At 71.4% G+C, this 12,790-nt stretch carries 18 protein-coding genes; 7 read left to right on the plus strand and 11 right to left on the minus strand.

Annotated elements, in window-relative coordinates; genetic code table 11:
• Window positions 1–39 precede the first annotated feature (39 nt).
• Window positions 40–792 carry an SDR family NAD(P)-dependent oxidoreductase gene (locus tag PYS65_RS04400; protein WP_279332438.1) on the minus strand — a complete coding sequence of 251 codons (753 nt, stop codon included), beginning with the start codon at window positions 790–792 and terminating at the stop codon, window positions 40–42.
• Window positions 793–905: 113 nt separating this feature from the next.
• Between PYS65_RS04400 and PYS65_RS04405 the strand changes: the two genes are divergently transcribed.
• Window positions 906–1,865, plus strand: coding sequence for an AraC family transcriptional regulator (locus PYS65_RS04405; RefSeq protein ID WP_279332439.1), 960 nt, complete (start codon window positions 906–908; stop codon window positions 1,863–1,865).
• A 29-nt stretch (window positions 1,866–1,894) separates the two neighbouring features.
• On the opposite strand, the gene PYS65_RS04410 is transcribed toward PYS65_RS04405, so the two are convergent.
• Complete coding sequence (locus PYS65_RS04410; RefSeq protein ID WP_279332440.1) at window positions 1,895–2,122, minus strand: hypothetical protein; 228 nt, start codon at window positions 2,120–2,122, stop codon at window positions 1,895–1,897.
• 76 nt (window positions 2,123–2,198) lie between these two features.
• Here PYS65_RS04410 and PYS65_RS04415 point away from each other — a divergent pair, with 76 nt between their 5' ends.
• From PYS65_RS04415 to PYS65_RS04425, 3 genes are all read left to right on the plus strand, one after another.
• On the plus strand, window positions 2,199–2,327 hold the full coding sequence (locus tag PYS65_RS04415) for a hypothetical protein (RefSeq protein WP_279332441.1): 129 nt from the start codon (window positions 2,199–2,201) through the stop codon (window positions 2,325–2,327).
• 386 nt (window positions 2,328–2,713) lie between these two features.
• Window positions 2,714–3,118 carry a VOC family protein gene (locus tag PYS65_RS04420; protein ID WP_279332442.1) on the plus strand — a complete coding sequence of 135 codons (405 nt, stop codon included), beginning with the start codon at window positions 2,714–2,716 and terminating at the stop codon, window positions 3,116–3,118.
• 38 nt (window positions 3,119–3,156) lie between these two features.
• On the plus strand, window positions 3,157–3,561 hold the full coding sequence (locus tag PYS65_RS04425; RefSeq protein ID WP_279332443.1) for a protein kinase family protein: 405 nt from the start codon (window positions 3,157–3,159) through the stop codon (window positions 3,559–3,561).
• A 152-nt stretch (window positions 3,562–3,713) separates the two neighbouring features.
• Here PYS65_RS04425 and PYS65_RS04430 read toward each other — a convergent pair whose 3' ends face one another.
• The 5 genes from PYS65_RS04430 to PYS65_RS04450 form a co-directional block, all read right to left on the minus strand.
• On the minus strand, window positions 3,714–4,373 hold the full coding sequence (locus PYS65_RS04430) for an MSMEG_1061 family FMN-dependent PPOX-type flavoprotein (RefSeq protein WP_279332444.1): 660 nt from the start codon (window positions 4,371–4,373) through the stop codon (window positions 3,714–3,716).
• A gap of 482 nt (window positions 4,374–4,855) precedes the next feature.
• Window positions 4,856–5,329, minus strand: a complete 474-nt coding sequence (locus tag PYS65_RS04435; RefSeq protein ID WP_279337851.1) for a GNAT family N-acetyltransferase — start codon at window positions 5,327–5,329, stop codon at window positions 4,856–4,858.
• A 20-nt stretch (window positions 5,330–5,349) separates the two neighbouring features.
• On the minus strand, window positions 5,350–5,778 hold the full coding sequence (locus PYS65_RS04440) for an arsenate reductase ArsC (protein WP_279332445.1): 429 nt from the start codon (window positions 5,776–5,778) through the stop codon (window positions 5,350–5,352).
• Window positions 5,775–6,563, minus strand: a complete 789-nt coding sequence (locus tag PYS65_RS04445) for an aquaporin (RefSeq protein ID WP_279332446.1) — start codon at window positions 6,561–6,563, stop codon at window positions 5,775–5,777. The genes PYS65_RS04440 and PYS65_RS04445 overlap by 4 nt, the downstream gene beginning before the upstream one ends.
• Window positions 6,560–6,940: an ArsR/SmtB family transcription factor gene (locus tag PYS65_RS04450; RefSeq protein ID WP_279332447.1), complete on the minus strand. Its 381-nt coding sequence runs from the start codon at window positions 6,938–6,940 to the stop codon at window positions 6,560–6,562. The genes PYS65_RS04445 and PYS65_RS04450 overlap by 4 nt, the downstream gene beginning before the upstream one ends.
• An 89-nt stretch (window positions 6,941–7,029) precedes the next feature.
• Here PYS65_RS04450 and PYS65_RS04455 point away from each other — a divergent pair, with 89 nt between their 5' ends.
• A complete protein-coding gene (locus PYS65_RS04455) occupies window positions 7,030–7,539 on the plus strand; it encodes an ArsI/CadI family heavy metal resistance metalloenzyme (RefSeq protein ID WP_279332448.1) in 510 nt (169 codons plus the stop codon).
• A 488-nt stretch (window positions 7,540–8,027) separates the two neighbouring features.
• On the opposite strand, the gene PYS65_RS04460 is transcribed toward PYS65_RS04455, so the two are convergent.
• Window positions 8,028–8,771 carry an SDR family oxidoreductase gene (locus PYS65_RS04460; RefSeq protein ID WP_279337852.1) on the minus strand — a complete coding sequence of 248 codons (744 nt, stop codon included), beginning with the start codon at window positions 8,769–8,771 and terminating at the stop codon, window positions 8,028–8,030.
• A gap of 39 nt (window positions 8,772–8,810) precedes the next feature.
• Window positions 8,811–9,293: a MarR family winged helix-turn-helix transcriptional regulator gene (locus PYS65_RS04465; RefSeq protein WP_279332449.1), complete on the minus strand. Its 483-nt coding sequence runs from the start codon at window positions 9,291–9,293 to the stop codon at window positions 8,811–8,813.
• Window positions 9,294–9,434: 141 nt separating this feature from the next.
• On the opposite strand from PYS65_RS04465, the gene PYS65_RS04470 reads away from it, so the two are divergent.
• Window positions 9,435–10,400, plus strand: coding sequence for an aldo/keto reductase (locus PYS65_RS04470; RefSeq protein WP_279332450.1), 966 nt, complete (start codon window positions 9,435–9,437; stop codon window positions 10,398–10,400).
• Between the two features lie 98 nt (window positions 10,401–10,498).
• Window positions 10,499–11,614, plus strand: a complete 1,116-nt coding sequence (locus PYS65_RS04475) for an SDR family oxidoreductase (protein WP_279332451.1) — start codon at window positions 10,499–10,501, stop codon at window positions 11,612–11,614.
• Here PYS65_RS04475 and PYS65_RS04480 read toward each other — a convergent pair.
• Together PYS65_RS04480 and PYS65_RS04485 are read right to left on the minus strand one after the other, a co-directional pair.
• Window positions 11,512–12,099 (minus strand): hypothetical protein, encoded by a 588-nt coding sequence (locus PYS65_RS04480; protein WP_279332452.1) that lies wholly within the window; start codon window positions 12,097–12,099, stop codon window positions 11,512–11,514. The two genes, PYS65_RS04475 and PYS65_RS04480, sit on opposite strands and share 103 nt — an antisense overlap.
• Window positions 12,096–12,569, minus strand: coding sequence for a hypothetical protein (locus PYS65_RS04485; RefSeq protein ID WP_279332453.1), 474 nt, complete (start codon window positions 12,567–12,569; stop codon window positions 12,096–12,098). Before PYS65_RS04485 ends, PYS65_RS04480 begins: the two co-directional genes overlap by 4 nt.
• Between the last annotated feature and the right edge of the window lie 221 nt (window positions 12,570–12,790).

The raw sequence follows: 12,790 nt of genomic DNA on the forward strand, positions 1-12,790 counted from the left end.
CTGGAACGCTTCAGATGCCGCCCACCGTGTGGTGTCTGCTCAGATCTGGTTCGCGCCACCGTCGACGTAGATGTTCGCACCGACGACGTAGCTGCTCTGTTCCGAGGCCAGGAAGGCCACGACTGCGGCGGCCTCCTCAGGCTGACCCATGCGGCCCTTGGCCACGGTCGCGGCGACATTCTCCTTGACGGCCCGGGCGGTCTCCTCGTCGCCGAAAGCGGCGGTGCCCCCGGGAGTCTCGATCCACGCCGGCGAGACCACGTTGACCCGGATGCCACGGCCCTTGAGCTCGTTGGACCACGTCCGCGCCAAGGACCGGACGGCCGCCTTCGACGCCGCGTACGCGCCGAACGCCTCTACTCCACGGTCGCCGGCCGTCGAACCGACCAGGACGATCGAGGCTCCGTCGTTGAGCAGCGGCAACGCCTTCTGCACGGTGAACAGCGTGCCTCGGACGTTGACCCCGAAGGTCTGGTCGAAGTGCTCCTCGGTGGTCTGTTCCAGCGTCACGAACGCCGCGACCGCCGCGTTCGCCACGAGCACGTCCAACCCCTTGCCTCGTGCCCGGACCGCCTCGTAGAGCCGGTCCAGGTCCTCCGGCTTCGAGATGTCGCCGACGACCGCGGTGGCCCGGTCTGCTCCGATGGTCTTGACGGCAGCCTCCAGCTCGGACTCGCGTCGGCCGGTGACGAACACGTACGCGCCCTCGTCCGCCAGCCGTACGGCGGTGGCCAGACCGATACCGGTGCTGCCCCCGGTGACCACCGACGTCTTGCCTTCCAGCTGTCCCATGTGAATGTCTCCATCACTCTCTCGATGCCGATCCGTTCGACATCGATACTGCGGGAGATCGGGGACACTATCCATGATGCAGAGTCCGGCATTCTTTACGTATCGTCCAGGAGGTGTCGTCGGTGCTCGGATTTCGGGATCCAGTGGCTGACGCGATCGGCCTGCTCCGGCCCCGCACGGTGATCGGGCCCAATCTCCGGGCCGCGGGAGAGTGGGCTCTGCGCTTCGACACGTTCTTGCACGTGCGGATCGGCGGCCTCGTGCGCGGCACGTGCTGGTTGATCCTCGAAGGGCACGAGCCGGTGCTCCTGCAGGAGGGCGACACCTTCATGCTGGGCAACCCGCCGCCTTACGTGCTGGCCAGCACGCTCGACGCGAGCCCGCGCCCTGCGGAGCCGGTGTGGGCGGGTGCCGAAGACGGGTTCGTGCGGATCGGCCCGGAGTCCGAGGAGGACCTCTACCTCTGCGTCGGGCACATCGCGTTCGACGACAGGAACGCGGCCCTCCTGACCGATCTTCTGCCGCCGCTCGTGATCGTCCGCGTGGCCGATCCTCATGGCAGGCGGCTCGCGCAGCTGATCGATCTCCTGGCCACCGAGGTCGGGGTCGTCGCCGCCGGCGGCCCGCTGGTGCAGAACCACCTCGCACAGATCCTGCTCGTGCACATGCTGCGTGCTCACGCCGGTCAGACAGACCGGCCCACCGGCTGGCTGGGCGCCCTGAACGAGGACGGCATCGGTGCCGCCCTGCGTGCCGTGCACGCGGACGTGGCCCACTCCTGGAGCCTCAAGGAGCTCGCCGAGATCAGCCACATGTCGCGTTCCGCGTTCGCCCATGCCTTCAAGAGCCACGTCGGGATCCCGCCGTCGGAGTACCTGATCCAATGGCGCATGAGCCTCGCGCGCGATGCCCTCGCCCGCGACACTCTGTCGATCTCCGAGCTCGCACGGGCCACGGGCTACCTGTCCGAGAGCGCGTTCAGCACCGCGTTCCGCCGCGTGGTCGGCTCATCGCCCGCACAGTTCCGGAACCAGGCACGGCAGCCACCGCGCTCGGCCGCGAACGGAAGCTGAAGAAGGCGTCCTGTGCTCAGCTGCGCCGCTCACACCGGCGACGAAGACACCAGCTCACCGCCAAGCTGCGGGCGGCGGGACTCGGGGCCCTCGCAGACCTGGGATTCGTCGGCCTCGACGACAATGATCCCGACGCCGACCCGGCGATGATCACCGGCCACAAAGCCGCCCGGAACCGACCCCTGACGCGAGGTCAGAAGCTGTCCGACAAGGCGCTGGCGGCCGTGAGGGGGCCGGTCGAGCACGGCTTCGCCCACCTGAAGAACTGGCGGGTCCTCGGCAAGGGCCGCACCGACCCGACATGGGCAACTGCCCTGCGTCCTCGCCGAGAAGATGGTCGAAGCCCACGAAGCCTGGCGGCACAGCCTCGCCGCGACCTCGCTCGCCGAGATCACCGCCGCCCCGCCCCCGTCGGCCCCGTCCCGCACCCGCCTGCGCCTGCGCCTGACCGGGACGCCGTAGCGCATCCGCCGCCCCGGGCAGCGCCTCGGAGGCCGCGCGGACGGGCCGCCGGTCAGGCCCGCGCGAACCCCGGTGGGTCGAGGGCCTCGACAATGCGGTGACACCGGGAAGTTCACATCTGCCAGGCCCCGCGTACGAAGGGTTCGCGTCGGCGCGTCACCACTGGTCACACCAGGCCACGGCACACCACCGTGAGTACATGACCGCAGCAGGACCACCCCTGACGGTGAACGGTTCACGCTGCGGCTGAACCGGAGCCGCGCCACAGGCCGGCAGTCGTCGCCCGGAAGAACCCACGACACCACGACATTCCCACCCACCAGAGGGAATGGTCCGGTCGATCGCCGGGTTCATGAGTCGGTACCCACGATCCCCAAGGAGCCGACATGTCCGACGAACCTGCCGTCCGCGAACTCCGCTTGGTGGTCACGGCTGCCGACTACGATGCGGCGCTTCACTTCTACCGCGATGTCCTCGGCCTGACCGAGCGCGGCGCGTTCTCCTCCCCCGACGGGCGGGTCACCATTCTCGACGCCGGCCGGGCCACCTTGGAGCTGACTGACCCGAACCACGCTGCCTTCATCGACGAAGTCGAGGTCGGGCGACGAGTAGCCGGCCACATTCGGGTCGCCTTCCAGGTCGACGACTCCGTCGCCACCACGTCGAAGCTGGCCGCCGCCGGAGCCCAGGTGGTCGCCGAGCCGACGCGCACCCCGTGGAACTCACTGAACTCCCGGCTCGAGGCACCGGGCGCTCTCCAGTTGACTCTCTTCACCGAGCTCGACGAGTAGGCGTTGTACGGCCATGCTGGTCACAGCCACTCACACTCATGGCCGCACCGGGCCTTGAAGAACCTGCACGGGCCCGGTCGGGGTCATGTTCGGCAAGTTCTACGCGGGAGAACCAGGGTGCCCTCACCCACACCACCGCCCCCGAGACCGCCACCACGGTCCTCACCGCCCCCGCCGACACCCACATCCAAGCGCATCCGGCCGCCGACGTCTGGGGCCTGGGCGCCTCCCTGTTCTGGTGCTGGACCGGCCACCGCCCCGTCCCCCACCCCGATGACGTCGGCCGGACGGAAAAGCTGCGCGCCATCGCCAGGGGCAGTACCACGGCCGTCCGTGACGTCCGGCCGTGGCCGTTCGCCGCCTTCGAGGAAACTCTCACCGCCTGTCTGTCCGCAGACCCCGCCGCCCGTCCCACCACCGGGGAACCGGCCGCGCCATGGTGACTCTGCGAGATCTGGTCCCCGACGACGCCCTGGCTCTCCAGCGCGTCCACAGCGGAGCCTCGACCCGCTCCACGACCGGCAGGGCCGCCGAAGTCCGTCGCGGACACTGGGGGTTCGGCGGGCTGGTGGTTCAACAACCGCTGGTCGGCCCGTTACTCGTACCGGTACTTCAGCGAATCCGCCTCCGCCTGCTCGATGTCGGCGATCGTCAGCTCCGGCACCCGCAGCTGGGCCAGCGTCACCTCGGCCGAGGTCGGCTGGGCGTCCGCCGGCAGCCACTGCTCCGGCTTCCAGGCCCCGCTGCGCAGGAGCGACTTGGGACAGTGCGGGTAGACCTCCTCGATCCCCAGCACCAGCGCACTGGCCGGCGGCTTGCCCACGGCGGTCAGCTGCGACAGCAGCTCCGGGCGGGTGGAGACGCAGGCCCGGCCGTTCACCCTGAGCGTCGTGGTGCGCCCCGGGATGACGAACAGCAGCCCGGCCCGCCCGGTGGCGATGACGTTCTGCAGGGTGTCCAGGCGCTTGTTGCCGGTCGCGTCCGGTATCGCCACCGTCCGTGCGTCCAGGACCGCGACGAACCCGGCGGGGCCGCCGCGCGGGGAGACGTCACAGTTGCCCTCGGCGTCCGCGCTGGCGACCAGGACCAGCGATGAGCATCCGATCAACCGCCGGGTCTGTTCGGTGAGTTCGGTCATCTGCTTGCGCACGGCCGTGTCGCTGGGGAGTCCGTAGGCCCGGCGCAGCGCCTCCCGGTCCGGCACGGCGTCGAGGCGGAGCGAGTCGAAGGCACTGGTGGCAAGGGGTGTCGTCATGCCCCGGACCCTAACGGGCCGACCTGCGATTGATCTCGGGCGGTGCGTGCGGGGACAGAGACAACTGCGCCAGTTGTCCGGTGTGTGACGAACAGGCAGGCCCGCGCGGCCGTGTCCCCTCCTGCCTTCTGCGGGCTGTCGCGCCGCCATCTGGGCGAGTGGGCCGCAGAACTCGCCCCGCGCTGGGTGGCGCGCTGTGAGTCCTGGCGCCATGAGCGACGTGAGGTCGTCCGTCGGCCGGAGGCGAGGGCCGGGCCGAAGTACGAACTGGTCTTCACCGACCGGCTCCTGGTGGCACCGGTACAGAGGCCCCCTGTACGGCATGTGATTCTCACTTTCCGCCCGCCCCAGGGACACGCACCATATCTGTCCGCCGACTTGGCACCGCTTGCCCCGCACCGCGATCACCGACCCGGCGGGGTTCGTCCCCTGCCTGGCCCTGTCCTCGAACCGCGCGTCGGGAGCTTCCGCGGCCGTCGCTCTCAGTTCACGGTGGGGCTGCGGCGCTCGACGAGGACGACGTCGCGCCACGTGCCGTGGTGGCGGCCGATGCGCTCGCGGGTGCCGATGACGCGGAACCCGGCCCGCCGGTGCAGGGCCAGGCTGGCGGTGTTCTCCGGGAAGATGCCGGACTGCACCGTCCAGATGCCCGCGGCGTCGGTGGAGGACAGCAGCGCGTCGAGGAGCGCCAGGCCGACCCCGCGGCCACGGGCGTCGGGGTGGGCGTAGACGGAGTGCTCGACGACGCCGGCGTACGCGCACCGGTCGGAGACCGGCACCACGGCGGCCCAGCCCAGCACCCGGCCGCCCTCGTCCAGGGCGACCAGGCGGTGTCGGGGCAGCTTGGCGGTGTCGAACGCCTCCCAGGTCGGGGCGGTGGTCTCGAAGGTGGCGTTACCCTCGTCGATGCCCGACTGGTAGATCGCCAGGACCTGTTCGGCGTGTTCCGGCCCCATCGGCGCGATGTGCGGGACGGTCACGCCACCGACTCGATGCCCAGTTCGGCGAGCAGGCCGCGGATGCGCCGCTCGATCTCGTCACGGATCGGCCGGATCGCCGCGACGCCCTGGCCGGCCGGGTCGTCGAGCTGCCAGTCCAGGTACCGCTTGCCGGGGAAGTACGGGCAGGCGTCGCCGCAGCCCATGGTGATCACCACGTCCGAGGACCGCACCGCCGCCACGGTGAGGACCTTGGGAGTCTCGGCCGAGATGTCGATGCCGGCCTCGTTCATGGCCTCCACCACGGCGGGGTTGACGGCGTCGGCGGGGGCGGATCCGGCCGAGCGGACCTGGACCCGGTCACCGCCGAGGTGGGTGAGGAAGGCGGCGGCCATCTGGGAGCGGCCGGCGTTGTGCACGCAGACGAACAGCACGGAGGGGGCGGCGGGGACGGCGGGGGTGCTCATCGGGTCAGGGCGCTTTCTTCGGCGGAACGGGTGGGGGCTGCGGGCTGCTGCCCGGCGTGGGGGACGACGGCCTCGTCCTCGCTCCCGGGGGCCGGGCGGCCGAAGCAGGCGGTGACCAGGCCGAGGCCGACGGCGGTGCCGGCCAGCTGGGCGGCGAGGAAGGGGGCCACGGAGGTGGGGGCGATGCCGGCGAAGGTGTCGGTGAACGCGCGGCCGATGGTCACCGCCGGGTTGGCGAAGCTGGTGGAGGAGGTGAACCAGTACGCCGCCCCGATGTAGGAGGCGACCGCGACCGGTGCGAGGTGCGCGCGGCCCGCGCGGGCCAGACCGAAGACGATCCAGACCAGCCCGGCGGTGGCCACGACCTCGCCCAGCCACAGGTGACCGGCGAACCGGTCGCGGGTGGAGAAGTGCGCCAGCGGCTGTCCGAACACGGCGTCGGCCAGCACCGCGCCGACGATCGCACCGGCGATCTGGGCGGGCACGTACACCGCGAGGTCGCGCAGACCGGTGGCGTCGCCGCTGCGGCGCCCGGTGCGGCGGCCGGTGAACCAGGCGGCGAGGGTGACCGCCGGGTTGAAGTGCGCCCCGGACACCGGGCCGAGCAGGGCGATCAGCACCCCGAGGCCGAGGACGGTGGCCAGGGAGTTGGCCAGCAGCTGCACCCCGACGTCGCGGGTCAGTTCGGTGGCCTGGATGCCGGAGCCGACCACCACCGCGACCAGCCCGGCCGTGCCGAGCCCCTCGACGACCGCCCGCCTCGCCAGCGGTGCCGGGCCGGTCACGCGGGGGCCTGCGCGGGCACGGAGGGGGTCTCGAGCAGGGCGGACAGCTTCGCCAGGGCCGCGGGCAGCACCCAGTAGTACACCCAGGTGCCGCGCCGCTCGGAGCCGACCAGCCCGGCCTCCCGCAGCACCTTCAGGTGGTGGGAGATGGTCGGCTGGGAGACGTCGAACGGGCCGGTGAGGTCACACACGCACGCCTCGCCGCCCTCGTGGGAGGCGATCAGCGACAGCAGCCGCAGCCGGATCGGGTCCGACAGCGCCTTGAACATCCGCGACAGCTCGGTCGCGTCCTGTTCGCCCAGCGGCTCGCGGACCATCGGCGCACAGCACGCCGCATCGTCCTGTCCGAGCACCGGCAGACCAGCTTGTTTCGACATACCTCTATGTTGACAGTCATCTAATCGAGTGGCAACCTCAACTGCATCGACAGACGTCGAAACAAAGTAGTTGCGGATGGGAGACCGTCATGTCCCGCATTCAGCTCGCCCTGCGTGTCGCCGACCTCGAAGCCTCGATCGCCTTCTACTCCAAGCTGTTCGGCGCCGAGCCCGCCAAGCGCCGCGAGGGCTACGCCAACTTCGCCATCGCCGAGCCCCCGCTGAAGCTGGTCCTCATCGAGGGCGAGACGGGGGAGGACACCCGCCTGGACCACCTCGGCGTCGAGGTCGCCTCCACCGAGGAGGTCACCGCGGCCACCACCCGGCTCAAGGAGACGGGCCTGGCGACCTTCGAGGAGAACGACACCTCCTGCTGCTACGCCCTGCAGGACAAGGTGTGGGTCACCGGTCCCGGCAAGGAGCCGTGGGAGGTCTACGTCGTCAAGGCCGACGCCGACAGCCTCGGCAAGAGCGCCGCGTCCACCCCCGAGGCCTGCTGCGGCACCACCGCCTGCTGCACCCCCGACGAACAGGCTGCCGACCCGGCGCGGACCCCGGCCGAGGCCAAGGCCGCCACCGGCTGCGCCTGCGGCAGCTGACCCGGCGCCCGGTCAGCCCTCCGCGCCGCCCTCCTGCCGGTGACGGTCATCGCCTGGCTGGTGATGGCCCCTCCTCCAAGGCCCTGCGCAGGGAGCGGACCGAGCGCGAGGGCCGCATCCTGCGCCGCTAGTCGACGGCGGCGCACGGCGGCCACGTGCCCGAGCGCACCTGGCGCCGGCGACTGGAGCGGATGCGCTCCTACCCCTCGAAGAAGCAGGTGGCCCAGAGCACCACTGTGCCCGGCTCCCACGAGGACGCCCCGGAGCGGTTCCACCGGAACGAGTTGTCCGTCGCTCCCGGCTGGAAGGTCGGCGGCTGGACCCTCTGGGGCCTCATCGACCCGGGCCCCAGGTCTGCGCCACCTGCGGCACCGAACGGCGTCACCGCCGGGTGCGGCGTCGGTGGAGGTCCCGGGGTGGTCGTGGCCCGCTGCCGCGACCGCAGCGGCGCGGGGCGCTGTGGAAGGGGGAAGCTGTGGAAGGGGACGCTATCGCTGCTGTGCGAGCCACTCGTCGAAGGTGGTCGGCGCGAGGCGGGCGCCCGCACGGGGCAGCAGCACCTCACCGGCCATCGCCGGGCCGAACAGTGCCGACCACGTCGGTACGAGCTTGACCGTACGGCCGCGCGCGTCGTTGGTGCGCCGGGCCATGTCCACCAGGTCCTGCGGCTCGGGACCAGCGACCTCGCGGTAACGCCCCTGCGGTGCGCCCGTGGCGATCTCGGCGAGGATGTCGGCCACGTCCGCGGGCGCGATCGGCTGGATGAGCAGGGGCGCGACGGTGGCGGTGCCGTCCCGCTCGGTCCAGCTCGTCACCATCGCGGCGAAGTCGTGGAACTGGGTGGCCGGGACGATCGTCCACGGCACCGGCCCCTCGGTCACGAGACGCTCCTGCTCGCGCTTGCCGGCGTAGTGCGCGTTGCCTTCGACACGGTCGAGGGCAACGATCGAGAGCAGCACGTGGTGGCGGACACCGGCCCGTTCCCCGGCGGCGAGCAGCGCCCGGGTGGTGGTGCCGAAGTACGCCACCGCTTCGTCCCGGTCGGTCGCCGTGCAGTTGGTGGCGTCCACGACGGCCTCGACTCCGGTCAGGGCGGCGTCGAGGCCGTCGCCGGTGGTCAGGTCCACGCCGAGGGAGCGGCTGATGCGCACGACGTGGTGTCCGGCCTGTTCCAGGGCGGCGACGGTGAGGGCCCCGATGTTCCCGGTCGCTCCGGCGACGGCGATCCGCATGGTCCGCACGGTGATCTCTCCTCTGTCTCTCGCGGCCGGTCAGGCTCGCGCGAATCCCGGTGGGTCGAGAGCCTCGACGATGTGGGCCGCCGCCTCGCCCAGGGCCTGCCGCTGCTCGGGCGTGAGCCTGTCGAACACGTAGCGGCGCACGGCGTCGACGTGCTCGGGTGCCGCGGCGGCGACCTTGTGCCATCCCTCGTCGGTCAGCCTGGCGAGGGTGTACCGGCCGTCGGTGGGGTCCGTGACGCGCCGCACCCAGCCGGCCTTCTCCAGGCGCGACACGACACGCGACAGGTGGGACAGCGTCATGTTCGCGACGGCCGCGAGCTCGCTGAGCCGGAGCGTCCGGTCCGGCGCCATCGAGATCTGCGAGAGCGCGTGGTACTCGGGGAGGCTCAGGGCAGAGTCCTGGCGAAGCTGCGCGTCCAGCCGCACGGGCAGCCACACCGTCATCGTCCAGAGCGCGAGCCACGCCTCGGACTCCTCCGGCGCGAGCCAGCGCGCTTCCTGCTCGGACTCCATGACCGACACCCTAGCAGTCACTTGACACGGAAAGTCATTGGTTCATACAGTTACTTTCCGAGGCAAGTGATAATTCCGTGACCTGAGGGCGGGAAACCCCCTCGGGGACAGCACGACACGCACCACAGCAAGGAGCTCCACGTGACAGCCGGCGTCCAGACCGATCTCGTCTCCGTCCCGCGCACCGATTTCACCTCGGTTCCGCTCGTCCTCGGCGGCAACACCTTCGGCTGGACCTCCGGCCGTGAGGAGTCGTTCGCCGTGCTCGACGCCTACGTCCGGGCCGGCGGCACACTCGTCGACACGGCCGACGTCTACTCGGTCTGGGCGGAGGGCCACACCGGCGGCGAGTCCGAGACGATCCTGGGTGACTGGATGGCCGCACGCGGCAACCGCGACGACGTCGTCGTCGCCACCAAGGTCGGCATGCTCCCGCCGTTCGACAAGCAGGACCGCGGCACCGTCACCCGGGCGCTCGACGCCTCCCTGAAGCGCCTGCGCACCGACCACGTCGACCTCTTCTACTCCCACCAGGACGACGAGAACGTGGCGATCGAGGACCAGGCCGCGACCTACGACGCGCTCGTCCGCTCCGGCAAGGTCCGTCACATCGCGCTCTCCAACCACACGCCCGAGCGCATGCTCCGCTGGTTCGAGCACGCGACCGCGGAGAACCTCGCCGTGCCGGTGGCGATCCAGCCGCAGTACAACCTCGTCTTCCGCAAGGACCACGAGCAGGGCTACCGTCCGGTCGCCGAGCGGTTCGACGCCGCCGTCTTCCCCTACTTCTCCCTGGCCGCGGGCTTCCTGACCGGCAAGTACCGTTCCCTCGCCGACCTCGAGGGCCGGGCCCGCCAGGGCCAGGCCCACGGTTACGTCTCCGAACCCGGCCTGAAGGTCGTCGCCGAGGTCGTCCGCGTCGCCGAGGCGCACGCCGCCGAGCCGGCCACGGTCGCCCTCGCGTGGCTGCTCGCGAAGGGCGTCACCGCGCCCATCGCCTCGGCCCGCACCGTCGAGCAGCTTCCGGCTCTCCTGGCCGCGCCGTCGCTGCGGCTCACCGAGGCCGACCTCGCCGCTCTCGACGCCGTGTCGCAGCCCTTCGCCTGAGCGCCGCCGCCCACCGGGTCGCTCCCCGGCCGGCCCGGCCGCTTCGAGATCCGTCCGGCCGGACCGCGGCCCTCCCCCCACGAACGGAGATCCCGCCCATGACCATGCCCCCCACCCCCACCACGCCAGGACTCGGACTGACCGACCTGCCCGTGAACGGTGGCACCGTCCTGGTCGCCGGAGACGGCGGCCTCATCGGCAGCTACGCCGCCCGCGAGTACACCCGCCTGGGGTGGACCGTCCACGGCGTGAGCCGCCGTGCCCTCGACGACGTGCCCTGGCAGCACCACAGCGTCGACCTGCTCGACCCCGAGAGCGCGACGAGCGGCCTCGCCGGCCTCCGCGACGTCACGCACCTCGTCTTCGCCGCCTACGTCGAGAAGCCGACCGACGCCGAACTCATCGAGGTCAACGACGCGCTCCTGCGCAACACCCTCGACGCGCTGCGAGCCGCCGGCGCGCCGCTCCGCCACGTCACGCTCTACCAGGGCGGCAAGGCCTACGGCCACCACCTCGGGTACTTCACGACGCCGGCGAAGGAGAGCGACCCGCGGCTCGTCGCCCCGCACTTCTACTCCACCCAGGAGGACCTCCTGCGGCAGGCCGCCGCCGAACGCGGTTTCACGTTCACCGCGCTGCGTCCCGAGGGAGTGACCGGCTACGCGACCGGAAACCCGATGAACCTCCTGCTCGTCATCGGGGTCTACGCCGCGATCTGCAAGGAACTCGGCCTGCCGATGCGGTTCCCCGGCACCCGCGCCGCCTACGACGTGCTGTACCAGACCACCGACGCCGAGCTGCTCGCCCGGGCGACCGTGTGGGCGGGCTCAGCCGACAGCGCCGCCGGTCAGGTCTTCAACGTGACCAACGGCGACCAGTTCCGCTGGTCCGGCCTCTGGCCGCGGTTCGCCGAGCACTTCGGCATGGACTACGCCCCGCCCCAGCAGATGTCGCTCACCGAGGCGATGCCGACCCGCGCGGACGTGTGGCGACGACTCGTCGACCGTCACGGACTGGTCCCCACACCGTACGAGAAGCTCGTCGCCTGGCCGGTCGGGGACTTCCTGTTCCACCACGAGGCGGACAACATCACCTCCACCGTGAAGATCCGTCAGGCGGGATTCGCGGACGCCCTCGACACCGAGACGCGGCTGCTGCAACGGTTCGACCGCCTGGTGGAGCAGAAAGTGCTGCCGCCGTTCCACGACCGGTGACCACTCGGGTCCGTGGTCGCGGGTGAGGGCCAGGGGCATCCGGCGAAGAGGCCGTCCTGTACCGCCGCCTGTCCCTGGTGCAGGAACGACTTCGGATCCCGCAGGGCGTGCCACAGTCCCGCTGCGAGCGGTACGACCGTCAGGGCGAAGAGGACCCAGAACACGAACTCGGCCTCAGGCGTGAGGTCGCGGACGGTGCCGTCCTCCCACTGGCAGGAGGCCCGCGGCGGAAACGGGGTGGAGACTCCCGATCCCTTCCCGCGCCCGAGGACGCCCTCCCCCATCGGCTCCCTGAGGCAGGGATCGGTCTCCGGAAACAGGAAGGGATCGTCCGCCACCATGATCACGACCCAGGTGACGGCACCGAGCGGCACCGTCCAGAACACCGAGGTCCGCACCCACAGCGGCAGCAGCGGATGCGCCGGCAGCCCGCGCAGCACGACCCAGCCGACCACGAGCCCGACGAAGACCGGGAGCAGCGTCATGACACCGCCGCGGCCTTCCGGGCGCGGATCTCGGTGGCGTAGCCCGCGCCGATGACGAGCAGGGCGGCGGCCAGGGCGAGGGAGGCGGTCGCCCCGTTCATCCACACGTAGCCGGGCTCACTGGAGTAGACGGTGCCGTCGTCGCGGACGCAGTCGAAGCGGAGCGGCAGGTACGAGGACCGGTGGTGGGAGAGGCCCTGTCTCGTCTCCGCGTCGAAGCCGTCGCGGCAGGCCGGGGCCGGAATCGAGTCCGCGCCGTTGTTGAACCCGTGCTCCGACAGCAGAACGCCGGAGAGCCCCAGGGAGTAGACGGCCACGGCCGCCCACCCGGCCGCTGCCGCCGCGCGGCGCAGCAGATACACCGCCCAGGGCTCGGGCCGGCCGGGGAACGCCATCGCGACGACCCCCACCGCGGCGACGAGCGCGCCGACGGCGCAGACCACGGAGAGACCTAAACCCGCCAGCAGCACGCCCGTCACCCCCGTCCGAGCGGGAGCGGGGCTTGAGGGAAGAGGGGCACGGCACGCATGCGGTCACCTCATCAGCACCGCACCGGACCGTCTGTGGCGGAAGCCACTCCTCCGGTCACGGTCACGTCACAGCGGGCGGAGGCCCCTGGGGGGTCCGTGCGGGGTGGGCCGCGAGGGCATCGCCCCGTCCCGGCTCGGAAAACTGGATGCACGGGTGCCGC

The organism is Streptomyces cathayae (genome assembly GCF_029760955.1).
Classification (GTDB): Bacteria; Actinomycetota; Actinomycetes; order Streptomycetales; family Streptomycetaceae; genus Streptomyces; species Streptomyces cathayae.

What these genes read in the sequence shown, in the direction of transcription:
- PYS65_RS04400 (WP_279332438.1), bottom strand. Translation starts at nt 792, where the DNA reads ATGGGACAGCTGGAAGGCAAGACGTCGGTGGTCACCGGGGGCAGCACC.
- PYS65_RS04415 (WP_279332441.1), top strand. Translation starts at nt 2,199, where the DNA reads ATGGTCGAAGCCCACGAAGCCTGGCGGCACAGCCTCGCCGCGACCTCG.
- PYS65_RS04420 (WP_279332442.1), top strand. Translation starts at nt 2,714, where the DNA reads ATGTCCGACGAACCTGCCGTCCGCGAACTCCGCTTGGTGGTCACGGCT.
- PYS65_RS04425 (WP_279332443.1), top strand. Translation starts at nt 3,157, where the DNA reads ATGGCCGCACCGGGCCTTGAAGAACCTGCACGGGCCCGGTCGGGGTCA.
- PYS65_RS04430 (WP_279332444.1), bottom strand. Translation starts at nt 4,373, where the DNA reads ATGACGACACCCCTTGCCACCAGTGCCTTCGACTCGCTCCGCCTCGAC.
- PYS65_RS04435 (WP_279337851.1), bottom strand. Translation starts at nt 5,329, where the DNA reads ATGGGGCCGGAACACGCCGAACAGGTCCTGGCGATCTACCAGTCGGGC.
- PYS65_RS04440 (WP_279332445.1), bottom strand. Translation starts at nt 5,778, where the DNA reads ATGAGCACCCCCGCCGTCCCCGCCGCCCCCTCCGTGCTGTTCGTCTGC.
- PYS65_RS04450 (WP_279332447.1), bottom strand. Translation starts at nt 6,940, where the DNA reads ATGTCGAAACAAGCTGGTCTGCCGGTGCTCGGACAGGACGATGCGGCG.
- PYS65_RS04455 (WP_279332448.1), top strand. Translation starts at nt 7,030, where the DNA reads ATGTCCCGCATTCAGCTCGCCCTGCGTGTCGCCGACCTCGAAGCCTCG.
- PYS65_RS04460 (WP_279337852.1), bottom strand. Translation starts at nt 8,771, where the DNA reads ATGCGGATCGCCGTCGCCGGAGCGACCGGGAACATCGGGGCCCTCACC.
- PYS65_RS04465 (WP_279332449.1), bottom strand. Translation starts at nt 9,293, where the DNA reads ATGGAGTCCGAGCAGGAAGCGCGCTGGCTCGCGCCGGAGGAGTCCGAG.
- PYS65_RS04475 (WP_279332451.1), top strand. Translation starts at nt 10,499, where the DNA reads ATGACCATGCCCCCCACCCCCACCACGCCAGGACTCGGACTGACCGAC.
- PYS65_RS04480 (WP_279332452.1), bottom strand. Translation starts at nt 12,099, where the DNA reads ATGACGCTGCTCCCGGTCTTCGTCGGGCTCGTGGTCGGCTGGGTCGTG.